Source organism: Sphingomonas endolithica (assembly GCF_025231525.1).
Classification (GTDB): domain Bacteria; phylum Pseudomonadota; class Alphaproteobacteria; order Sphingomonadales; family Sphingomonadaceae; genus Sphingomonas; species Sphingomonas endolithica.
Window position 1 is genome coordinate 589,578 of sequence record NZ_CP103057.1, and the last position, 21,277, is coordinate 610,854.

A 21,277-nucleotide genomic window follows, 5' to 3' on the forward strand; every position below is an offset into this window, starting at 1 on the left:
ATGGAGGCTCCAGTGGCGGCATCTCTCAAGGTTATCGACGGCAAAATGGCAGCAGCAACAGACAAAGCGGGCGAGAAGGCCGCTGGCGAACGCGCCAAGGCACTCGAGGCGGCACTCGCGCAGATCGATCGTGCGTTCGGCAAGGGCTCGGCGATGAAGCTGGGCGCAAAGGAGACGATGCAGGTCGAGGTGATCTCGACCGGGTCGCTAGGGCTGGACATCGCGCTCGGCGTCGGCGGCCTGCCGCGCGGTCGCGTGATTGAAATTTATGGCCCGGAATCATCGGGTAAGACCACGCTGGCGCTGCATGTCATTGCCGAAGCTCAAAAGGGCGGTGGTACTGCGGCCTTCGTCGATGCCGAGCACGCGCTCGATCCGGTCTATGCCAAGAAGCTGGGCGTCAACATCGACGAGTTGATCGTGTCGCAACCCGACACCGGCGAGCAGGCGCTGGAGATCGTCGATACGCTGGTGCGCTCCAATGCGATCGATGTGCTGGTGGTCGATTCGGTCGCAGCGCTGGTGCCGCGGGCGGAAATCGAGGGTGAGATGGGCGACAGCCATGTTGGCCTGCAGGCGCGCTTGATGTCGCAATCGTTGCGCAAGCTCACCGGCTCGATCAGCCGTTCGCGCTGCATGGTGATCTTCATCAACCAGCTGCGCATGAAGATCGGCGTGATGTACGGCAATCCCGAGACCACCACCGGCGGCAACGCGCTGAAATTCTATGCTTCGGTCCGGCTGGACATTCGTCGCACCGGGCAGATCAAGGATCGCGACGAGATCATCGGCAACGCCACGCGCGTGAAGGTGGTCAAGAACAAGGTCGCGCCGCCGTTCAAGCAGGTCGAGTTCGACATCATGTACGGACAGGGCGTATCCAAGATCGGTGAGATCCTCGATCTCGGCGTCAAGGCGGGGCTAGTCGAGAAGTCGGGCGCCTGGTTCAGCTATGACAGCGTGCGCATCGGTCAGGGCCGTGAGAATTCGAAGACCTACCTCAAGGAGCATCCGGAAATGTGCGACCGCCTCGAACAGGCGATCCGCACGCGCACCGACAAGGTGGCTGAGGAGATGATGGTCGGCTCCGAACCGGACGAGGATGGCGACGACGAGATGTAATACCAGCGGCGTGAATGTGTCGCATGATTGGAAAGGCTCGCCCATGTGGCGGGCCTTTCGCGTTTGTAAGGGCGGCGAAGACGAAACGTCGCGGAATCGCCGACGATGACCTTCGTCTCCTTCACTGCTAGCAAGAGCAAAACGGGAGAGCGCACATGACCATCATCGTCCATCATCTGGAAAATTCGCGGTCGCAGCGCATCCTGTGGATGCTCGAGGAACTCAGTCTTCGCTACGAGATCAAGCGCTACGAGCGGAACAAGCAGACCATGCTCGCCCCGCCCGAACTGAAGAAGGTCCATCCGCTCGGCAAATCGCCGATGATCGTCGATGACGGCAAGGTGATCGTCGAAACTGGTGCGATCGTCGAATATCTTGTCGAAAAAGCTGATGGGAAACTGGGTGCGCCTGCCCATCGCGAGTCGGTGCTGCGCTATCGCCAGTTCCTGCATTACGCCGAAGGCTCGATGATGCCGCCGCTGTTGCTGCTGCTGGTCGTCGGCCGCATTCCGCTGTTCGGCAAACGTGCGTTGAAGCGCATCCAGCCGATGGTGAACGTGCACCTCGATTTTGTCGAATCGGAACTCGCCAGCCGCCCGTGGTTCGCCGGCGACCAGATGACCGCCGCCGACATCATGATGAGCTTTCCGCTCGAGGCGGCAACATCGCGAGCCGGCCTCGACTCGTCCCGTCCGGCAACGACAGCGTGGCTGGCCAAAATCCACGCACGGGCTGCCTACCAGACGGCACTGCAAAAGGGCGGACCTTACGCTTACGCGTGACCTTGTCTTTCTGTTCCCCGGTAAGCCCGAGGCCCAGCCGCGAGACGAAAATCGCAGGTGCTACGCTAACGAACTTAGACTTTACCAACTGGGCCCCGGCCTTCGCCGGGGAGCGAAAGCGGGAACGCCAGCATAGCAGCGTCAGCCGCCAAACCGATCCTCATCCACCGCGGGGCCATGTCCTGCGGGCACCGGCAAAGGATCGATCTCGGCAGGCTCCAGCACGTCGAGCTTGCCCTCCCACTTGGCGATCACTGCGCTTGCCACCGCGTTACCGACGACATTGGTCGCGCTGCGCCCCATGTCGAGGAAGTGGTCCACCGCCAGGATGAGCAGCAATCCCGCCTCTGGGATGTTGAAGAACGCCAGCGTCGCGGCAATCACCACCAGGCTGGCGCGCGGCACGCCGGCGACGCCCTTCGACGTTACCATCAGTACCAACAGCATGGTGATCTGCTGTCCGAGTGAGAGGTCGATGCCGTAGGCTTGGGCGATAAACATAACCGCGAACGTCATGTAGATCATCGAGCCGTCGAGGTTGAACGAATAGCCGAGCGGCAGGACGAAGCTGGCGATGCGCGGCGGCACGCCGAACCGGTCGAGCGCCTCCAGCGTGCGCGGATAGGCGGCCTCGGATGAAGCGGTCGAAAAGGCCAGCAGCAACGGCTCGCGGATATAACGCACCAGCAAGCCGGTGCGCGGACCGACGATCAGAAAGCAGGCGCCAATCAGCACGCACCATAACAGCGCCATGCCGAGATAGAAGGTGCCCATGAAATAAGCGAGGCTGCCGATGATCGACGGCCCGCGTTCGGCCAGTGTCCCCGCCACCGCGGCGAACACCGCGAACGGGGCGAAGCGCATGACGTAATTGGTTACTTGCAGCATCACCTGCGCCAAGCCGTCGATCCCGCGCACCAACGGCGCGGCCTTTTCGCCGACCGCCGTGATCCCGACGCCGACGAACAGCGAGAAGACGACGATCTGCAGGATCTCGTTCTTGGCCATTGCATCGACCATCGACGACGGCACGATGTGCGAGATGAAGTCCTTCAGGTTGAACGCCGCCTTGTCGACGCCGCTTGCCGCATCGACCGGCGGGATCGGGATCGCCAGACCAACGCCAGGCTGGAAGAAATTGACCAGGATCAGCCCCAAGGTCAGCGACACGAGGCTGCAGCAGATGAACCAGGCGACGGAGCGGAAACCGATCCGCCCGAGCGCCTGCGTGTCGCCCATATGCGCGATGCCGACGACCAAGGTGGAGAAGACCAGAGGCGCGATGATCATCTTGATCAGCCGCAGGAACACGGCGGTGATGATCGAGAAATAACCGGCGATCTCTGTTGCCTGCTGCGTCCCGGCGCCGCCATTATCGTCGAAATACGCGTTCACGCCGAGGCCGACCACGCCGCCCAGCACGAGCCCGATCAGGATATAATAAGTGAGGCGCTTGCCCATGGATGCTCCGGCATTGTCAGTGGCGAATAGGGAAGGGGATTGCGGCCGCGCGGTCAAGCACCGTATCGCTGCCGCCATGTCGATAGCCATGCCCAGCCGCCGCCAGTTGATCGCCACCGCCGCCGCGGCGCCGCTGCTCGCCCTCCCCCGCATCCTGCGCGCCGCGGAACCCGATCTCGCGGCGCTGGGCGATATTACCAAGGCAACGCAGCCGATCGGCCCGGCCAAACGGGCGGCACGCATCGACCGTGCGCAGACGTTGATGAAGGCGAACGGCATCGGCGCAGTGCTGATCGAACCCGGATCCTCGCTGATCTATTTCACCGGTGTGCGCTGGAGCCGCAGCGAGCGACTGACTTGCGCCATCCTGCCGGCCGAAGGCAAGCCGTGCATCGTCACGCCATTCTTCGAGGAGCCGTCCGTCCGCGAGTCGCTGGGAATCCCAGCCGAAGTACGCGTCTGGCAGGAGGATCAGGATCCGCTGGCCGTTGTCGCCGGCTTCCTGCACGACCGCAAGCTCGCCGACCGGCCGATCGGCATCGAAGAGACGATGCGCTATTTCGCCGTCGATGGACTCACGCGAGTGCTGCCATCGGCAAAGATCGTCTCCGCCAACCCGGTGGTGCGCGGTTGTCGGATGATCAAGACGGCGGCCGAGATCGCGCTGATGCAGGCCGCGACGGATGTCACCATCGCCGCCTATCGCTGGACCTATCCGCGCATCGAACGCGGCATGAGCAACGCCGACATCGCCGCATTGATGAACGCCGCGACCAGGAAGCTTGGCGGTAGCCCGGAGTTTTCGCTGGTCCTGCTGGGTGAAGCCGCAGCTTACCCGCACGGCAGCAAGAAGCCGCAGGTCGTCACCGACGGCGAAGTGGTGCTGATGGATTGCGGCTGCACCGTGCAAGGGTATCAGTCCGACGTGTCGCGCACCTTCGTCCACGGCACTGCTGGCGTGGCGCAACGTAAGGTCTGGGATCAGGTCGCACGCGGCCAGCAGGTGGCGTTCGCCGCCGCCAGGCTCGGCACGCCGGCGGGCCAGGTTGATGATGCTGTTCGGGGCTATTATACCGGTCTTGGCTATGGGCCGGATTACAGGCTGCCCGGTCTGTCGCACCGCACCGGGCACGGCATCGGCATGGACGGGCACGAGCCGATCAATCTCGTCCGCAGCGAGACGACGCGGCTGGCGCCCGGCATGTGTTTTTCGAACGAACCGGGCATCTACATTCCAGGCAGTTTCGGCGTGCGGCTGGAAGATTGCTTCCACATGACAGCTACGGGGCCGCAATGGTTCTCGCGTCCCCCGGTATCGATCGACGCGCCGCTCGGATGAGCGAACCCGTCCCGGTCCTGATCAATGCCGGCGGCGGCACGGCTGCGTCCAAGGGGGACAAGCTCGAGGCCGAAGTCCGTGCCGCCTTTGCCGATGTTGAGATCGACATCGATCTGTTGCTGCTCGACGGCCGCGACATACAGGCCGCTGCGGCACAGTACGCACATCTGCCGCTGGTGGTGGTGGGCGGCGGGGACGGGACGCTCGGCTGTGCGGCGGGTGCGCTCATCAAAGGGAAGGCGGCGCTCGGCATCCTGCCGCTCGGCACGCGCAACCATCTCGCGCGCGAATTGGACGTCCCGCTCGACCTGCCGGGCGCGGCCGGGCTGATTGCCAAGGGCTTCAGGCGGCGGATCGATGTCGCACGCGTCAACGGCCGACTGTTCGTCAACAATGCGTCGATCGGCATCTACCCCGAACTGGTGAGGGGGCGTGACGCGCGTCAGAAGCGGCTCAATCTCCCCAAGTCGCTGGCCGCAATCCCCGCCGCCTGGGCCGCGCTCAAGCGCCTGCGCCATCACCGGCTGCGCCTCAACAGCCCGCAGGGCGAGCGCGAGATCGTCACGCCGATGCTGTTCGTCGGCAACAATCATTATGCGCTGGAGGCCGGGCAACTCGGCAAGCGCAGCGCCCTGGATGATGGCCTACTCTCGGTTTTCGCGGTCGCTGCCCGCCGCCGTCGCGCGCTGCTCGGCTTTGCGCTGCGCACACTCGCCGGCCGCGCCGACCCGGCCGAGGATTTCGCGGCGCTCGGCGATGTGCCGGAACTCACCGTGACCGGCCGATCGCACCACATCGATGTGGCGCTGGACGGCGAGGTGGAAGAATTGCGCATGCCACTGAAGTTCACGATCGACCGCCGCGCGCTGGTGGTGGTCGCTGCGGAGGTGCGCTAACGTGGCGGTGGGGATCAGACAAGCTTGCTGGCCCAATTCGGCCATTTCTCGCTTCAAAAACGCTTTACTTCAAACGTGATTAGTTGTTCGCTATATTAGCAGTGACTTAGCTCTCGAAAGACGATTTTTGATAAAGCTTTGGCGCTATAAGGCAGGTCGTTCCTACCGTTGCTACTTCTGTTTGCGCAGGCTTCGCCGCCCATCCCGGGGAATGATGCGCCATCTGACAAGGAGATCGTCGTCACTGCCAAGACCCGGGATGCTGTTGACCGGTTGGTCGAATCTATGACGCACAATGAACGTGGCAAGCAGATCGCCCGCTGGAACGCCTCCATCTGTCCACGCGCGATCGGGATCGACGCGGCTCATGCTGGCTACGTTGAAAAAAGGATCAATGCCATTGCGCTGAAGGTAAAGTTGCAGATTGGCCGCAACCGATGCCATCCAAACATCTTGATCATCTTCACAGCCGAGCCGGATGGTTTCGCCAGGGAACTGGTGCGGCGCCATCCCCGCCTGTTCGGCAACCCCGACGAGGGGCTAGCGAGTCGGAGCAGACAGGACGCGTTACTATCGTCCCGACCAGTCCGGTGGCTTGCTGCCAGTCGAACCAACGGCCCGCAAGGTGTTCCAATAGCCGAGCGTCTGAACCCGATCCACTCGGCATCTCGCCTGATTCGCAGCACCCGGGAAGATGCCGCGCTGTCAATGATTATCGTTGATGCTGCGCGCCTTGAGGATTTCACATGGGGGCAGGTGTCAGCTTACCTCGCTATGGTGTCGCTTGCACGACCGGACATGAACGCCTACTTCGACGAGGAGACAATCATGTCATTGTTCAATCGATCAAAAAAGGGCACGCATCCGCCGATCGATCTTACACGAAATGACTACGACTTATTGTTAGCCTTATACTCTACCGCGCCGGGATCAAGTGCCGAGATACAGCGCTCGAACATGAGCTCTTTTATGCGTCACACGGGATCATCGTCCCCCGGCATCAAGCATAATTAATCGACAACGCAGCAGAAAAGCAAAAAATTCGAAATGTGCAGCTACTGCAAGCGGCTTATCGTAAGCGGAGCTTTTACCAAGAATGGTCTAGCATGTTGATCTCCGCCCGGTCGGTCTTACGAAGCTGCCGCTTATGGCTCTTTTCTAGGAGCGCGTAGCGTGCTCGAAGTATAGCGATCGATTTGAGGCTGAGTTTGCCGCCGTCGGCGCGTTGCTGCATGACGGCTACATTCCTCAGTTCGTGTAGGTTCCTGCGATACTCACCTTGCGTGAAATCGGGATTGGGAGCTGCCGGGAAGGCTGGCGGCGGGGCAACGTATACCTGTGCGCCACAGGGTGCTGCAATCAGAGTTGCGACGGCCGTAAAATACGATTTCATAGGCTCCATCCTTTGCTTGTGATGCCTGAACGAATATCGAGACAGCGAATGCTAATCGGCCTCGCATTGCTGTCCAGGACCTAATTCTTACTAGTTAGCGTTTGGCCGCTCTGAATATGCTGGCTCCCTCCTCCAGAGGATGCAACACCATTTCGCTCTTCGCAAAGCCTTGTCGATCTCACTAACCCCGTCTTAGCCATCGATTGCGTAACGACTTAGGATGGATGATTGAACATGGGGTTCCCATCATAGGCCGATGCTCAGCATTGGCGCCAAGGCTACGGGCTGTTGCACGTCTCACGTCCGAATCGACGTTCGCCTGTTCCCGGTTTTCATACGTTTGCCGATTTTTCGGATCCCACACGCTTTGGTCATGCGCGCGGCTTCCCCCAGCGACCACCACGCCGCTTGAGCCGAGCCGCGTGCTCGCCTAGATCGCATTCCCATGACCGCACACTTCATGTCCACCAACGACATCCGCCGTTCCTTCCTCGATTATTTCGAGGCGGCCGGCCACGCCCGCGTGCCTTCCGCGCCGCTCGTGCCGCAGAATGATCCGACGTTGATGTTCGTCAATGCCGGCATGGTGCCGTTCAAGAACGTCTTCACCGGCCTCGAGACAAGGTCCTATGTCACCGCGGTGTCGAGCCAGAAGTGCGTCCGCGCCGGGGGCAAGCATAACGATCTCGACAATGTCGGCTATACGGCGCGGCACCACACCTTCTTCGAGATGCTCGGCAACTTTTCGTTCGGCGATTACTTCAAGGAACAGGCGATTACCCATGCCTGGACCTTGCTGACCAAGGTCTGGGGACTGCCCGCCGACAAGCTCACCGTCACCGTCTATCACACCGACGACGAGGCATTCGGCCTGTGGCAGAAGATCGCCGGGCTGCCAGAAGAGCGGATCATCCGCATTGCGACCGCGGACAATTTCTGGACGATGGGCGATAGCGGACCGTGCGGGCCATGCTCGGAAATCTTCTACGATCATGGCGATCATATCCCCGGTGGCCCGCCGGGCAGCCCGGACGAGGATGGCGATCGGTTCGTCGAGATCTGGAACCTCGTGTTCATGCAGTACGAGCAGCTCGACAATCAGATCGTCGGCGATCTGCCCAAGCCGTCGATCGATACCGGCATGGGTCTGGAGCGCGTCGCTGCGGTGCTGCAGGGCGTGCACGACAATTACGATACCGACACGTTCAAGGCGCTGATCGCCGCCTCAGGCGCGCTGACCGGCACCGCCACGACCGGCGACAACCAGGCCAGCCACCGCATCATCGCCGATCACCTGCGCACCAGCGGCTTCCTGGTCGCCGACGGCGTACTGCCGGCCAATGAAGGCCGCGGCTATGTCCTGCGTCGCATCATGCGCCGCGCGATGCGTCACGCGCATCTGCTCGGCGCGAAGGAGCCGTTGATGCACCGGCTGGTGCCGGCGCTGATCGCCGAGATGGGCGCCGCGTACCCTGAATTGCTGCGCGCGCAGGCATCGATCGAATCGACACTGCTGCAGGAGGAGACGCAGTTCCGCCGCACGCTGACCAACGGGCTGCGGCTGTTGGACGAGGCGACCGCGCGCATGTCGGCGGGCGATACCTTGCCCGGCGAGACCGCGTTCAAGCTCTACGACACGTTCGGCTTTCCTTATGATCTGACCGAGGACGCGCTGCGCGGGCTCGACATGCAGATCGACCGCGCCGGTTTTGATGCCGCGATGGCCGAGCAGAAGCGCGCCGCACGGGCCGCCTGGAAGGGGTCGGGCGCCAAGGCATCGGATGACATCTGGTTCGACATTGCCGAGCAATCGGGCGGTACCGAATTCCTGGGCTACACCGCCACGGCGGGCGAGGGGCAGGTCGTTGCGCTGGTCAAGGAGGGCGCGCGGGTCGATCAGGCGGCGACGGGGGACACCGTGTCGATCGTCGTCAACCAGACGCCCTTCTATGGCGAGAGCGGCGGGCAGGTCGGCGATACGGGCACGATTGCGAACGACGAGGGGTTGCGTGCGCAGGTTACCGAGACGTCGAAGCAATTGGGCCGCATCTTCGTGCATTACGCTATCGTCGATGCCGGGGGGATCAAGGTCGGCGATACGGTGAAGCTGCAGATCGATGTCGCACGCCGCGACCAGATCCGCGCCAACCATTCGGCGACGCATCTGCTGCACGAGGCGCTGCGGCAGCGGCTCGGGCTGCATGTCGCGCAGAAGGGGAGCCTCGTCGCGCCGGATCGCTTGCGGTTCGACTTCTCTCAGCCTGCCGCGATCGACCCTGCGCGGATCGGCGAGGTCGAGGCCGATGTGAACCACCATATCCGGGCCAATTCGCCGGTCTCCACGCGCTTGACGACGCCCGACGAGGCGATTGAGGAAGGCGCGATGGCGCTGTTCGGCGAGAAATATGGCGATGAGGTCCGTGTCGTCTCGATGGGCAGGGAGGGCGACAAGACCTATTCGCTCGAACTGTGCGGGGGCACGCATGTCACGGCACTGGGGGATATCGGGCTGTTCAAGGTGGTCGGCGAAAGCGCGGTCTCGTCCGGCGTGCGCCGTATCGAGGCGCTGACCGGCGAGGCGGCGCGGCAGTATCTGGCATCGCGCGACGAAAAGTTGCGAGAGGCGGCGGCGACGCTGAAGGCGACGCCGGACGAAGTGCCGGCGCGGGTCGCTGCCTTGGTCGAGGATCGCCGCCGGCTCGAGCGCGAGCTGGCCGAGGCGAAGAAGGCGCTGGCGATGGGCGGTGGCGGCTCGGCGCTCGCTGGCCCTGAGGAGATCGGTGGGATCAAGTTCGTCGGGCAGATCCTGCAGGACTTCGATGCCAAGGGCCTGCGCGGGGCGGTGGACGAGGTGAAACAGCGTATCGGATCGGGCGTGGTGGTGATGCTCGCGGTCAATGATGGCCGCGCATCGATCGCCGTCGGCGTCAGCACCGATCTCGTCGGCAGCCACAATGCGGTCGATCTGCTGCGCTCAGCAGTAGCCGTGCTCGGCGGTCAGGGCGGCGGCGGCCGTCCCGACATGGCACAAGGCGGCGGCCCGGACGGGGACAAGGCGGCGGACGCGATCGCCGCGATACGTTCGGCGCTTGCCGGATGATGCCAGCATAACCTCTTGTTCAGCATACAGTCACCCGGTAAGTCATAGTAAAGGTTGCATTCTTATTACTACAGGCCAGAGACCGAACGGCTGGCTTGGGCTCTATCGATCAGGAAGGCGTACGATCATGGGGCGATATGGAATGTGGGGCGGCGTGATGCTTGCCGGGGCGCTGGCTACGATGCCGGCAATTGCCTGTGCCGAGACACCGCGCGAGTTGCTGCTGGATGCGGTGTTCACCACGCGGGACAAGCCGACGGCTTTGTCCAGGATCGATCACGTCAGCCAGGCGACCAATGCCATCCTGGCGCGCAGTTCCGACAATGAAGAGGCAGCGATCGTGCAGGCGACGGCAGCCGGCTACCGCGCGAAGCTCACCGGCAATCGCAGCGGGGCAGTGGCGGCACGCAAGCGGTTCGAGATGCTGGTCGCCAAATACCCGCGCAACCCCGAGGTGCATATTGCGCTGGGCGCGTGGCATATCGGCGTGATCGCCTCGTTCGGCCAGTTCGTCGGCCGTGCCGCGGTCGGCGCGCAGAAGCGGATCGGCATGGAGTCGATCGAACGCGCGGTCGCGCTCGGCAATAACCGCGCGATGTTCCTGGGGCTCGGTGCCTTGTTGCGGCTGGAGCTCGACCCCTCCGATCCCCGTGGCCGGCAACTGGCAGAGGCAGCGGGCCGGGGATCAGCCCCGACGGCACTCGACCGGATCATGCAACGATCGGCAGCCGCGGTGTTGGTGCCATTGCGCAAGGGCGACCGCAAGGCAACGCAGGCGCTTGCCGACCGACTGCTCCCACTGGGGCAATTCGCCGGCAAGTAAGCGGCGGGGCATTGCCGTCAGGTGACGTTTTCACCCAGCGTGCTTGGTCCGGGGGCACGACGCCGCAAGCGATTAAGCCGGGGATCGCGGTCCATCTCGGCCGATGCGCGGATTTCCTTACGCAATTCGTCGCGCTTCTCGTGGATCGATACGATTACCGGGCCGGCGGCCACGCCCAGATCGACGAGCACCGCTTCGGATAATTGCAGAGAGCTTTCCAGCGTCTCCGGTACCGCATCGGTCGCCCCAGCTTTATACAATTGCGCTGCATGGTGGACGTCGCGCGCGCGGGCGACGATGGTCAATTCCGGGACCCAGCCGCGCACGCGCCGGGTGAGATGCACCGAGAGCACGGGATCGTCCATCGTCAGGATCAGCGCCTTGGCCCGGCCGAGATTGAGCTGATCGACCAGCCCGCTGCGCGACACGTCCCCGAAGATCACGGGATAGCCCTCTGCCCGAGCGGCGGTCACGGCATCGATATCGGCCTCCACCGCGACGAAAGGCTGATTGTGTACCATCAGCATGTCGGCAACCATCCGACCGACACGCCCGAAGCCGATGACGACGGTCCCCGGTCCTTCCGCTGGAATTTCCATGTCGACCGGGTCGCCCGACGTTCGCCGTTCGATGCTCTTCGATACGCTCTTGCCGAGTTGCGCCAGCAGCGGGGTGATCGTCAGGCCGATCGCGGTCACTGTCTGCCAGAAGCTGGCGGTAGACGCCTGGATCAACTGCGCTTGTGCCGCCGTTCCCAACACGATCAGCGTGGTTTCGGACGGACTGGCCATCAGCAGCCCGGTTTCGGCAGCGACACCGTTGCGGATGCCGGTAAGCTTCAACAGGCCGAAAGTCACCGCCGTCTTCACCGCGACCACAGCGGCGATCGCCGCGAGCAACGCGATCCAGTTTGCCGCAATCATCCTGATGTCGAGGCTCATCCCGACGGTGATCAGGAACACGCCCAGCGCCAGCCCCTTGAACGGTGCGGTGATCGCCTCGACTTCGCTGTGATAATCGGTCTCGGCGATCAGCAGCCCAGCGAGCAGGGCACCGACGATCGGCGAAAGCCCCGCCGCCGTGGTCGCGAGGCTGGCGGCAATGACGACCAGCAAGGATGCGGCGAGGAAGAGCTCGGGGCTCTTGGTGCGCGCAGCCTGTGCGAACAGCCGGGGCAACAGTATGCGGCCGCCGACAAAGATGATCGCCACGGTGAGAGCACCGCGGCCGAGCACGCCGACGATGTTGGCCAGCCCATCCCCCGAGGCGGTCGGCGCCAGGGCGGCCAGCACGAAGATGATCGGCACCAGCGCCAGATCCTCGAACAACAGCATGGCAAAGGCGGATCGCCCAACCGGGCTTGTGGTGCCCGCGATCGGCAGCACCAGCGCGGTGGACGACAGCGCCAGGGCGATACCGAGTGCCTGGGCGCCGGAAATGCCGAGTACCGCCGAATCGGCATCGACCTGGCCGTACAGATAGAGGCCGAGGCCGATCAGTACGCCCGAGGCGATCAACTGCGCTGCACCCGTGCCGAACACCTGTGCACGCATGCCCCATAAGCGCTTCAGCGATAGTTCGAGACCGATCGAGAAGAGCAGCATGGTGATGCCGAACTCGGCGAACGGCTCGATCGAGTGCGCGTCCGATATCGTGAAGTAATAGAGCCAGGGATGTTCGCCGACGAGCCGACCGAGACCGGAGGGCCCGACCAGGAGCCCGACAAGGATGAACCCGATCACCGGGCTGATGCGAAACCGCGCGAATGCGGGGATTACGATGCCCGCCGCGCCGAGAATGACCAACGCGTCGCTGAAACCGCTATTGAGGAGAGGTGCTGCCATGGGTATGATCTAGCGGCGAATGGGAGGCGTTGTCAGCCCATGCCCGGCACTGATGTTCTGATTGTCGGCGGTGGGCCGGCCGGCATGGTGGCCGGGCTGCTGTTTGCGCGTGCGGGATTGAAGACACTGGTGCTGGAAAAGCATGGCGATTTCCTGCGAGATTTCCGCGGCGATACCGTTCATCCGGCGACGTTGCGGATCTTCGACGAACTGGGCTTGCTGCCCCAACTGCTCGATCGGCCGCACGATCGGGTCGCCGAGCTTGGCGCGCGCATTGCCGGGCGGGCGACGAAGATCGCCGACTTTCGTCATCTGGACGTGCCGGCACCTTATATCGCGCTGATGCCGCAATGGGAGTTCCTGGATTTTGTCGCCAGCGAAGCGCGACGCTACCCGACGTTCGAGCTGCGTCAACGCTGCGAGGGCACCGCGCTCATCGAAGAAGCGGGCCGTGTCGCCGGGGTGCGTACCGCGCAGAACGAGGATATACGGTCACGCTTGGTGATCGCCTGCGACGGCCGCGATTCACGCTTTCGGGCGGGGTTGCCGGCGATCAACATCGGCGCGCCGATGGACGTGTTCTGGTTTCGCCTGCCTAAGCGCGCGGGCGCGGAGAACGACACGACGGGCGTGTTCGACGCCGGGCGCCTGTTCATCCTGATCGATCGTGGTGACTATTGGCAATGCGCCTTCGTGTTCGCCAAGGGCACGGCGGAACGGATCAAGGCAGAGGGCCTGCCGGCCTTTTGCAACCGGGTTCGTGCGGTGGGACCAGAGACGGTCGGTGTGGATGAAGCGATCACCGACTGGGATCAGGTGAAGCTGCTCACCGTAACGGTGGATCGCCTGCAGCGATGGCACCGGCCGGGTCTGTTGGTGATCGGCGACGCTGCTCATGCCATGTCGCCGCTTGGCGGAGTGGGCATCAATCTGGCGATCCAGGATGCGGTTGCTGCCGCCAACGTGCTGGCCGCGCCGATGGCGCGTGGCTTGGACCCCGATCCATTGCTGGAGCAGGTGGAGAAGAGGCGCATGTTGCCGGTACGACTGACGCAATGGGCGCAGCGGACCGCACAGGACCGGATCGTCGCGCCGCTGCTCGGATCGACCGAGCCGATGAAACGGCCGCCGTTCGTAGCGCGGGCGCTCGATCGCGTCGCCCCGCTGCGCCGGATGCCGGCGCGTGCGATCGGGATGGGATTTCGGCCGGAGCATGTCCGCTCTCCGGATGCCGGCGGGCGGAGATAGCCTTGGGTGTGCGGGCCGACTGGCGTTCCGTCGAAGCTATGCCTTCGTCACCCCGGACTTGTTCCGGGGGTCCACCAAGCGGCTTTCGACATGCACAGTGCGTGGAAGGTAGAGCGCGCGGCACCGTGGACCCTGGAAACATGACGCCGATCCCTTACGAGCATAGTTCGTCATCCCGACGCAGGCGGGGATCCATAAAGTCGAACGTCAGGACTCCAGCCGCGAAAGCAAGCCGGTATGGATCCCCGCCTGCGCGGGGATGACGTGGTACATGTCCAAGCGGTGCGATCACCGAACAAGTCCGGGCTAAGGCTCTTGGTTGATGCCCGAGACACGGTCCAGGCGCGACTTGGTTGACGAGAAGGACCCACCAACCTCAAGCCGCGCCGAGCGCCAGAACTTCTCGCCGGTTGTTTAGGCGCGAACGCCCATCGCCGTTTCGAGATTGAGGCGGACCTGCTCGAAGAACTGCTCGGTCGTCATCCACGGCTGTTCCGGGCCGATCAGCAATGCGAGATCCTTGGTCATGTGGCCGTTCTCGACCGTCTGCACGCAGACGCGCTCGAGCGTCTCGGCGAACTGCGTGACCTCGGGCGTGCCGTCGAACTTGCCGCGATACTTGAGGCCGCCGGTCCAGGCGAAGATCGAGGCGATCGGGTTGGTCGAGGTCGCCTTGCCCTGCTCGTGCTGACGGAAGTGGCGCGTGACGGTGCCGTGGGCAGCTTCGGCCTCGACCGTCTTGCCGTCGGGCGTGAGCAGCACCGAGGTCATCAGGCCGAGCGAGCCGAAGCCCTGTGCGACCTGATCCGACTGCACGTCGCCGTCGTAATTCTTGCACGCCCAGACGAACTCGCCGTGCCACTTGAGAGCCGAGGCGACCATGTCGTCGATCAGGCGATGCTCGTAGACGATGCCCGCTTCCTTGAACTTGTCCTTGAACTCAGCCTCGAACACCTCGGCGAACAGATCCTTGAAGCGGCCGTCATAGGCCTTGAGGATGGTGTTCTTGGTCGACAGGTAGACCGGCCATTTGAGGTTCAGTCCGTAATGCATCGAGGCACGAGCGAAATCGCGGATCGAATCGTCGAGATTGTACATCGCCAGCGCGACGCCCGAGGTCGGGAACTGGAACACTTCCTGATCGATGACCTGACCGTCATCGCCGTCGAACACCAGGCGCAGCTTGCCGGGGCCGGGGACGAGGAAATCGGTCGCCTTGTACTGATCGCCAAAAGCGTGGCGGCCGACGACAATCGGGTGCGTCCAGCCCGGGATCAGGCGGGGGACGTTCTTGATCACGATCGGCTCGCGGAAGATCGTGCCGCCCAGGATGTTGCGGATCGTGCCGTTGGGCGACTTCCACATCTTCTTGAGGCCGAATTCCTCGACGCGCTGCTCGTCCGGCGTGATCGTCGCGCACTTCACGCCGACGCCATATTTCTGGATCGCCTTGGCGCTGTCGACGGTAATCTTGTCGTCGGTGCCGTCGCGGCTCATCATGCCGAGGTCGTAATATTCGAGATCGATATCGAGATAGGGGAGGATCAGGCGCTCGCGGATCCACTGCCAAATGATCCGCGTCATCTCGTCGCCGTCGATTTCCACGACCGGCGTCTTAACCTTGATCTTCGCCATCGATGTTCTTTCCGTGAGGGGAGGTTTGGCCATGCGTCTAGGAGCAAGAGGCGCGCTGATCAACCTTGCCATGATGCGGCTTTCCGCATCGTCAGCGGACCTGCCTGTCGGCGGCGTTTGCCGATGGACGTTGTCAGTGCGCTCCCTCGTCGGTAGTACCGAGCAATGGCATCACTCGACAAGCCGCCGCTGGCGACGACCACCGTCAAATGGCGATTCCCCGACATGCACCCCGAGGGGCGCAAATACGTTCTCATCGCCCTTGCAATAACGTTGCTGTGCACCTGGCTGATCTCGGACGTCCTGTTCTGGCCGTTGCTGGGGGTTACCGCCTGGGTGGTGACGTTCTTCCGCGATCCGATACGCACGACCCCGCAGGGCAGCGACCTGATCGTCGCGCCTGCGGACGGGCTTATCACGATGATCGAGCGCGTTGCTATTCCGCGCGAACTGGCCGGTGAGAACGGGCTGGGCGATGCGCCGCTGGTGCGCGTGTCGATTTTCATGAGCGTGTTCGACGTTCACATCAATCGTACGCCGATCGCGGGCACCATCAGGCAGGTGGTGTATATCTCGGGCAAGTTCCTCAACGCCGATCTCGACAAGGCGAGCGAGGAGAATGAGCGCCAGCATATCGTGGTCGAGGGCAAGGATGGCCGCCGCGTGGGCTTTACGCAGATTGCGGGGCTGGTCGCTCGCCGCATCCTGGGCTTCGTGAAGCCCGGAGACATGGTGGCGACGGGGCAGCGGGTCGGGCTGATCCGGTTCGGCAGCCGTGTCGATGTGTTCCTGCCCGACGACGTTGCCTGCCAGGTCTGCCTTGGCCAGCGCAGCATCGCCGGAGAGACCGTGCTTGGCCGCATCGGCGGCGTGTCGCCGACCGGCATCGCGCAGTGATACAGGCATGAGGCGTCCGCTCCCCCGGGTTCGGCGCGGGCTGCCGTTGCGCGCCGTCGCCCCCAACGCCGTGACGGCGATGGCTCTGTGCTTCGGCCTGACCGGCATCCGGTTTGCCATCTCCGGCGAGTTCGAAGTGGCCGTGACGATGATCATGGTTGCGGGCGTGCTCGATGGCCTGGACGGGCGGATCGCACGCATGTTGCATGGCGAGAGCCGCTTTGGTGCCGAGCTTGATTCGCTGGCGGACGCGATATCGTTCGGCGTGTCGCCGGCGTTGATCGTCTATCTATGGTCGCTGAAGGACCTGCCGCGGGTCGGCTGGCTATGCGCGTTGATATTGGCGGTATTCTGCGCGCTGCGCCTGGCGCGCTTCAATGCGCAGATCGACGTGTCGGAGCAGCCGCATAAGTCGGCTGGTTTCCTGACCGGCGTACCGGCGCCCGCCGGCGCGGCATTGGCGATGCTGCCGCTGTTCTTCTGGGTCTGGACGGGCGAGACGATCTTCCGCTCGCCCTATCTGGTCGCACCTTGGGTGGCGCTGATCGCCACGTTGATGGTGTCGAGCGTCGCGACCTATTCATGGGGATCGATGAAGCTGCGCAACAACATCCGGTTCGAGGCACTGGCCGTGGCCGTGCTGATCTTCGCCGCGCTGGTTTCGGCGCCGTGGCATACCGTCTGCGCGCTGTGCGTGGCTTATATTGTCTCGATCCCGTTCAGCATTGCGGGATATGCCCGCATCAAGCGGCTGCGCGCCGTGTCACAGGGTGGGCAATCTGCCGCACCCGCGGCTGGGCACGCCGGTCCCTAAGCACGAGGTTCGGCATCGGCACGACATCGTGACCATTGCTGAGCAGCGCCACGATCCGCGGCATCGCCGGAACAAGCGTGTAGAACATCGCGGCAAGTGACGTCGTCAACGTCACCGCGAAGAGGAGAAATGCTACAACCGTCATCATTGCCCAACTCCCTGATTAGTGGGCCAAAAGTACGGAACGAGAAACACGGTTAATCGTGCTAAGTTCCATGATCCACTTACAGCCTCCTTATGTTCCATCTATGTTCCAACTGTCAACGCTTGATTTGCGCTTTGTTCTCGGATAGAGGCGCCAGCTTCACACCGCATGGGAAGCATACATAGCCGGTGTCCGGGGCTTTGCCCGCTGGATCACTCGCTTCCCAGAGGCTCAACCGGAAAGGAATTATCTATGGCGGCACCAGTCGTCTCCATGCAGGCGTTGCTCGAAACGGGCGCGCATTTCGGACACCAGACGCATCGCTGGAACCCGAAGATGAAGCCCTACATCTTTGGCGACCGCAACGGCGTCCACATCCTCGATCTCTCGCAGACCGTACCGCTGTTCGCGCGCGCGCTCGAATTCGTCGCTGCCTCGACCGCTGCTGGCGGCAAGGTGCTGTTCGTCGGCACCAAGCGCCAGGCACAGGATCCGGTCGCAGAAGCCGCGCGGCGTTCGGGTCAGCATTTCGTCAACCATCGCTGGTTGGGCGGTATGCTCACCAACTGGAAGACGATCTCGGGTTCAATCAAGCGCCTCAAGACGCTGGAAGAGCAGCTGTCGGGCGACACGCACGGCCTGACCAAGAAGGAAGTGCTGCAGCTCACGCGCGAGCGCGACAAGCTGGAATTGTCGCTGGGCGGCATCCGCGACATGGGCGGCATTCCGGACGTGATGTTCGTGATCGACGCCAACAAGGAAGAGCTGGCGATCAAGGAAGCCAACACGCTGGGCATCCCCGTCGTCGCGATCCTCGATTCGAACGTCTCGCCGGATGGCATCGCGTTCCCGGTACCGGCCAACGATGACGCCAGCCGCGCCATCCGCCTGTATTGCGAAGCGATCGCCATTGCCGCGACGCGCGGTGGCCAGGAGCAGCAGGCACGTCACGTCGATGTCGGTTCGCTCGATCAGCCGCCGGTCGAAGAGGCGCTGACCCCGATCGAGGCATCGCCGTCGGTCGCTGCCGACACATCGGTGACGGAAGCTGATTTTGCCGCTGCCGATCCGGAGACGCCGGCGGCATCGACGGAGCCGGAAACGGCAGCCGAAGGCGAGCGCCAGATCGACGCATAAGCGTCACCCTGCTGTTGTAGTGGGGCTGAGTTAACGGGCGGGGTAGGGCAATAGTCTTTCCCCGCCCGCATACCATTTGCAGACTGAAGAAGGATTAGAGACATGGCCGAGATCACGGCAGCTGCGGTGAAAGACCTGCGCGAGAAGAGCGGCGCGGGCATGATGGATTGCAAGAAGGCACTCACCGAATCGGGCGGCGACATGACCGCCGCGATCGATTGGCTGCGCGCCAAGGGTTTGGCATCGGCCGCCAAGAAATCTAGCCGCACGGCAGCTGAAGGCCTGGTCGGCGTCGCCGTCGCGGGCACCAAGGGTGCGGCAGTCGAGGTCAATTCCGAGACCGACTTCGTCGCCAAGAACGAACAGTTCCAGACGTTCGTGCGCGACGTGACCGCGATCGCGCTCGATCAGGGCGACTCGATCGACACGATCAAGGCGGCTGAGCTTGGCGGCAAGACCGTCGAGGAAGTGCTGACCAACAACATCGCCACGATCGGTGAGAACCAGGCGATCCGTCGTGCCAAGCGGCTCGAAGTCAGCGCCGGCGTCGTTGTGCCGTATGTCCACAATGCGGCGGCTCCGGGCCTCGGCAAGATCGGCGTGCTGGTTGCGCTGGAGAGCGAAGCCGATGCCGAGACGCTGAACGCATTAGGCAAGCAGATCGCAATGCACATCGCGGCCGCTTTCCCACTGGCGCTGAACGAAGAGGATCTCGACCAGGAGATCATCGACCGCGAGCGTGCGATCGCGACCGAAAAGGCAGCCGAGAGTGGCAAGCCGGCCGACATCGTCGCCAAGATGGTCGAGGGCTCGATCGCCAAGTACCGCAAGGAAAATGCACTGGTCAGCCAGTTGCTGGTGATGGACGGCAAGACCAAGATCAGCGACGTCGTGGCAAATGCCGCCAAGACTGCCGGCAAGCCGATCAAGCTGACCGACTATGTCCGCTTCCAGCTCGGCGAAGGCATTGAGAAGGAAACGAGCGACTTCGCCGCCGAAGTCGCCGCGGCGTCCGGGGTCAAGCAGCCGGTCTGAGGCTGGTTCTCCGATAAAGCTTCGAAAGGGCCGTGCCGCAAGGCGCGGCCCTTTTTCGTAGTCAGTCCGCGACGCGAACCTGCGGCGCATGCCGATGGATCAAGATGGCGCTTGCCTCGTTGAGGCCGACCAGTTCGACGACCATGCCATGGCGGCGCATCTTGGTAACGACGTCCTCTAGCGCGCCAGTCGCCGTTACATCCCACAAATGCGCTGCGGTAAGGTCGATCCGTGCCGCGCCTGCTGTGTCGCGCAGGTCGAAGCGATCGGCGAAGATGTCGGCGCTGGCGAAGAATATCTGCCCGGTTACGGTATAGATCCGCGTGTCGGTCGCGGCGTCGTAGCGGGTCGCCACGTGCATCAAGCGGGTGACCTTGTAGGCGAAGAAGACGCCGCTCAGCACTACGCCAACCCCGACGCCGGCGGACAGATCATGCGTCGCCACGGTCACTGCGACGGTCGCGAGCATCACGATGCCCGAGACCTTTGGATGCCGAGCCAGATCGCGGAGCGACCCCCAGGAGAAGGTGCTGATCGACACCATGATCATGATCGCCACGAGCGCGGCGACCGGCACCTGTGCGACCCAGTGGCGCAAGGGCACCATGACGACGAGGAGGAACACACCCGCGACCACGGTCGACAGCCGGCCGCGTCCGCCATAGCGCACGTTGCCGACCGTTTGCCCGATCATGCCGCAGCCGGCGATGCCGCCGAACAGGCCCGCCGCAACGTTGGCAAGGCCGAGACCGGTGCACTCGCGCGCCTTGGAACTGCTGCTTTCGGTCAGGTCGTCGACGACGCTGGCGGTCATCATCGATTCGAGCAGGCCGACCGCTGCCATGGCGAAGGCGTAAGGCGCGACGATGCGCAGCGTTTTCCAATCAAACGGCACGGCGGGGAGGCCGAATTTGGGCAACGCGTCGGGCAGGCGGCCGAGATCTGCAACGGTATGGATCGGCATCGGAAAGGCGATCGATATCGCCGTGAGGACGACGATGCAGATGAGCGGCGAGGGGATCGCCTTTGTCAGGCGCGGCACGAGGTAGATGATGGCAAGACCGCCGGCGATCATCGCATAGCTATGCCAGGAGACGCCGAGCATCTGCGGCACCTGCGCCGAAAAGATCAGGATGGCGAGCGCGTTGACGAAGCCGGTGCGCACCGAGCGCGAGACGAAGCGCAGCAGGACGTCTAGCTTGACCAGCCCGAAGACGATCTGGAACATGCCGGCAAGCAAGGTGGCGGCGAGCAGGTAGCCAAGACCATGGCTGTGAACCAGGGCGGCGGCTACGAGTGCGACGGATCCCGCTGCGCCCGAAATCACTGCGGGCCGGCCGCCAGCGAAGGCGAGCACGATGCCGATCACGAAGGAGGCGAACAGGCCCACCTCGGGATCTATGCCCGCGACGAACGAGAAGGCGATGACTTCGGGGATCAGCGCGAAGGTGGCGACCATGCCAGCCAGAACGTCGCGCCGCGCCGCCGCGACGCCGGTGAACCATTCGGCGCTATACCGAGCGAGGGGGGTCATGTTCATCAAATGAGTGTCCGCGAAAATCGCTACGGTGGCAGCCGGGAACGGCGTGAGCTCTGCCATGCGAGA

General features: G+C 63.4%; 16 protein-coding genes. 12 read left to right on the plus strand and 4 right to left on the minus strand.

From position 1 onward, the window contains the following. Window positions 1-12: 12 nt before the first annotated feature. Window positions 13-1,122 carry a recombinase RecA gene (gene recA, locus NV382_RS02885; RefSeq protein WP_418066748.1) on the plus strand — a complete coding sequence of 370 codons (1,110 nt, stop codon included), beginning with the start codon at window positions 13-15 and terminating at the stop codon, window positions 1,120-1,122. 155 nt (window positions 1,123-1,277) lie between these two features. After that, on the plus strand, window positions 1,278-1,904 hold the full coding sequence (locus NV382_RS02890; protein WP_260599045.1) for a glutathione S-transferase family protein: 627 nt from the start codon (window positions 1,278-1,280) through the stop codon (window positions 1,902-1,904). 141 nt (window positions 1,905-2,045) lie between these two features. Here NV382_RS02890 and NV382_RS02895 read toward each other — a convergent pair whose 3' ends face one another. Then, window positions 2,046-3,365: a dicarboxylate/amino acid:cation symporter gene (locus tag NV382_RS02895; protein ID WP_260599046.1), complete on the minus strand. Its 1,320-nt coding sequence runs from the start codon at window positions 3,363-3,365 to the stop codon at window positions 2,046-2,048. An 88-nt stretch (window positions 3,366-3,453) separates the two neighbouring features. On the opposite strand from NV382_RS02895, the gene NV382_RS02900 reads away from it, so the two are divergent. The 5 genes from NV382_RS02900 to NV382_RS02920 all read left to right on the plus strand — a co-directional run bounded on the left by NV382_RS02900 (window position 3,454) and on the right by NV382_RS02920 (window position 10,916). After that, a complete protein-coding gene (locus NV382_RS02900; protein ID WP_260599047.1) occupies window positions 3,454-4,704 on the plus strand; it encodes a M24 family metallopeptidase in 1,251 nt (416 codons plus the stop codon). Continuing rightward, window positions 4,701-5,600, plus strand: a complete 900-nt coding sequence (locus NV382_RS02905; RefSeq protein WP_260599048.1) for a diacylglycerol/lipid kinase family protein — start codon at window positions 4,701-4,703, stop codon at window positions 5,598-5,600. Before NV382_RS02900 ends, NV382_RS02905 begins: the two co-directional genes overlap by 4 nt. Before the next feature lie 168 nt (window positions 5,601-5,768). Continuing rightward, on the plus strand, window positions 5,769-6,614 hold the full coding sequence (locus tag NV382_RS02910; RefSeq protein ID WP_260599049.1) for a hypothetical protein: 846 nt from the start codon (window positions 5,769-5,771) through the stop codon (window positions 6,612-6,614). Window positions 6,615-7,438: 824 nt separating this feature from the next. Then, window positions 7,439-10,093 (plus strand): alanine--tRNA ligase, encoded by a 2,655-nt coding sequence (gene alaS / locus NV382_RS02915; protein ID WP_260599050.1) that lies wholly within the window; start codon window positions 7,439-7,441, stop codon window positions 10,091-10,093. A 127-nt stretch (window positions 10,094-10,220) separates the two neighbouring features. After that, window positions 10,221-10,916, plus strand: a complete 696-nt coding sequence (locus NV382_RS02920; RefSeq protein WP_260599051.1) for a hypothetical protein — start codon at window positions 10,221-10,223, stop codon at window positions 10,914-10,916. Between the two features lie 17 nt (window positions 10,917-10,933). Here NV382_RS02920 and NV382_RS02925 read toward each other — a convergent pair whose 3' ends face one another. Beyond that, a complete protein-coding gene (locus tag NV382_RS02925) occupies window positions 10,934-12,760 on the minus strand; it encodes a cation:proton antiporter domain-containing protein (protein WP_260599052.1) in 1,827 nt (608 codons plus the stop codon). A gap of 39 nt (window positions 12,761-12,799) precedes the next feature. Between NV382_RS02925 and NV382_RS02930 the strand changes: the two genes are divergently transcribed. Then, window positions 12,800-14,008 (plus strand): FAD-dependent oxidoreductase, encoded by a 1,209-nt coding sequence (locus tag NV382_RS02930; protein WP_260599053.1) that lies wholly within the window; start codon window positions 12,800-12,802, stop codon window positions 14,006-14,008. A 414-nt stretch (window positions 14,009-14,422) separates the two neighbouring features. On the opposite strand, the gene NV382_RS02935 is transcribed toward NV382_RS02930, so the two are convergent. Beyond that, window positions 14,423-15,643, minus strand: a complete 1,221-nt coding sequence (locus tag NV382_RS02935; RefSeq protein ID WP_260599054.1) for an NADP-dependent isocitrate dehydrogenase — start codon at window positions 15,641-15,643, stop codon at window positions 14,423-14,425. A gap of 165 nt (window positions 15,644-15,808) precedes the next feature. On the opposite strand from NV382_RS02935, the gene NV382_RS02940 reads away from it, so the two are divergent. The 4 genes from NV382_RS02940 (at window position 15,809) to tsf (ending at window position 19,671) form a co-directional block, all read left to right on the plus strand. Continuing rightward, window positions 15,809-16,540: a phosphatidylserine decarboxylase gene (locus NV382_RS02940; protein ID WP_260599055.1), complete on the plus strand. Its 732-nt coding sequence runs from the start codon at window positions 15,809-15,811 to the stop codon at window positions 16,538-16,540. Window positions 16,541-16,547: 7 nt separating this feature from the next. After that, the gene (gene pssA / locus NV382_RS02945) at window positions 16,548-17,354 is read left to right on the plus strand and encodes a CDP-diacylglycerol--serine O-phosphatidyltransferase (protein WP_260599056.1); all 807 of its coding nucleotides are present in this window, start codon (window positions 16,548-16,550) and stop codon (window positions 17,352-17,354) included. A gap of 397 nt (window positions 17,355-17,751) precedes the next feature. Continuing rightward, window positions 17,752-18,636 carry a 30S ribosomal protein S2 gene (gene rpsB / locus NV382_RS02950; protein ID WP_260599057.1) on the plus strand — a complete coding sequence of 295 codons (885 nt, stop codon included), beginning with the start codon at window positions 17,752-17,754 and terminating at the stop codon, window positions 18,634-18,636. Window positions 18,637-18,738: 102 nt separating this feature from the next. Further along, window positions 18,739-19,671, plus strand: coding sequence for a translation elongation factor Ts (tsf, locus tag NV382_RS02955; protein WP_260599058.1), 933 nt, complete (start codon window positions 18,739-18,741; stop codon window positions 19,669-19,671). Window positions 19,672-19,732: 61 nt separating this feature from the next. Here tsf and NV382_RS02960 read toward each other — a convergent pair whose 3' ends face one another. Next, the gene (locus NV382_RS02960) at window positions 19,733-21,211 is read right to left on the minus strand and encodes a SulP family inorganic anion transporter (RefSeq protein ID WP_418066749.1); all 1,479 of its coding nucleotides are present in this window, start codon (window positions 21,209-21,211) and stop codon (window positions 19,733-19,735) included. Between the last annotated feature and the right edge of the window lie 66 nt (window positions 21,212-21,277).

What these genes read in the sequence shown, in the direction of transcription:
- NV382_RS02890 (WP_260599045.1), top strand. Translation starts at nt 1,278, where the DNA reads ATGACCATCATCGTCCATCATCTGGAAAATTCGCGGTCGCAGCGCATC.
- NV382_RS02895 (WP_260599046.1), bottom strand. Translation starts at nt 3,365, where the DNA reads ATGGGCAAGCGCCTCACTTATTATATCCTGATCGGGCTCGTGCTGGGC.
- NV382_RS02900 (WP_260599047.1), top strand. Translation starts at nt 3,454, where the DNA reads ATGCCCAGCCGCCGCCAGTTGATCGCCACCGCCGCCGCGGCGCCGCTG.
- NV382_RS02905 (WP_260599048.1), top strand. Translation starts at nt 4,701, where the DNA reads ATGAGCGAACCCGTCCCGGTCCTGATCAATGCCGGCGGCGGCACGGCT.
- alaS (WP_260599050.1), top strand. Translation starts at nt 7,439, where the DNA reads ATGACCGCACACTTCATGTCCACCAACGACATCCGCCGTTCCTTCCTC.
- NV382_RS02920 (WP_260599051.1), top strand. Translation starts at nt 10,221, where the DNA reads ATGGGGCGATATGGAATGTGGGGCGGCGTGATGCTTGCCGGGGCGCTG.
- NV382_RS02925 (WP_260599052.1), bottom strand. Translation starts at nt 12,760, where the DNA reads ATGGCAGCACCTCTCCTCAATAGCGGTTTCAGCGACGCGTTGGTCATT.
- NV382_RS02930 (WP_260599053.1), top strand. Translation starts at nt 12,800, where the DNA reads ATGCCCGGCACTGATGTTCTGATTGTCGGCGGTGGGCCGGCCGGCATG.
- NV382_RS02935 (WP_260599054.1), bottom strand. Translation starts at nt 15,643, where the DNA reads ATGGCGAAGATCAAGGTTAAGACGCCGGTCGTGGAAATCGACGGCGAC.
- NV382_RS02940 (WP_260599055.1), top strand. Translation starts at nt 15,809, where the DNA reads ATGGCATCACTCGACAAGCCGCCGCTGGCGACGACCACCGTCAAATGG.
- pssA (WP_260599056.1), top strand. Translation starts at nt 16,548, where the DNA reads ATGAGGCGTCCGCTCCCCCGGGTTCGGCGCGGGCTGCCGTTGCGCGCC.
- rpsB (WP_260599057.1), top strand. Translation starts at nt 17,752, where the DNA reads ATGGCGGCACCAGTCGTCTCCATGCAGGCGTTGCTCGAAACGGGCGCG.
- tsf (WP_260599058.1), top strand. Translation starts at nt 18,739, where the DNA reads ATGGCCGAGATCACGGCAGCTGCGGTGAAAGACCTGCGCGAGAAGAGC.
- NV382_RS02960 (WP_418066749.1), bottom strand. Translation starts at nt 21,211, where the DNA reads ATGAACATGACCCCCCTCGCTCGGTATAGCGCCGAATGGTTCACCGGC.